Annotated in this window: 1 protein-coding gene; it reads right to left on the bottom strand. The window is 43.7% G+C overall.

The genetic code is table 11. The annotated features are described in order from the left end of the window. Positions 1-125: 125 nt before the first annotated feature. Positions 126-350 (bottom strand): aldehyde dehydrogenase family protein (locus AB4512_RS22375; RefSeq protein WP_372175729.1); only part of this gene is annotated, 225 nt, incomplete at its 5' end.

The raw sequence follows: 350 nt of genomic DNA, 5'->3' as shown, positions 1-350 counted from the left end.
GCGATGAACCTTTTTTTTGATTCATTTTTGTGAAGGGAAAGGTGGAAAGTGGGTCAGGTTAGTGATCACTAAGACTTAATTATTTCCGAGCCCTAATCACTGCCAGAACTTAGTTACTACCAACCTTATTTTCCGCCAAAGCAAAGATACTTAATGTCCATGTACTCATCGATGCCTTCTTTCGCACCTTCACGGCCAATACCTGATTGTTTCACGCCACCGAAAGGCGCGACTTCGGTTGAGATCAGGCCATCATTAATACCCACCATACCGTACTCAAGTGCCTCTGCGATGTTCCATACTCGATGAATGTTCTGACTGTAGAAGTACGACGCTAATCCATAAATGGT

Source organism: Vibrio sp. 10N.222.52.B7 (genome assembly GCF_041474275.1).
GTDB classification, from domain to species: domain Bacteria; phylum Pseudomonadota; class Gammaproteobacteria; order Enterobacterales; family Vibrionaceae; genus Vibrio; species Vibrio crassostreae_C.
This window is presented reverse-complemented; position numbering and strand designations above follow the sequence as displayed.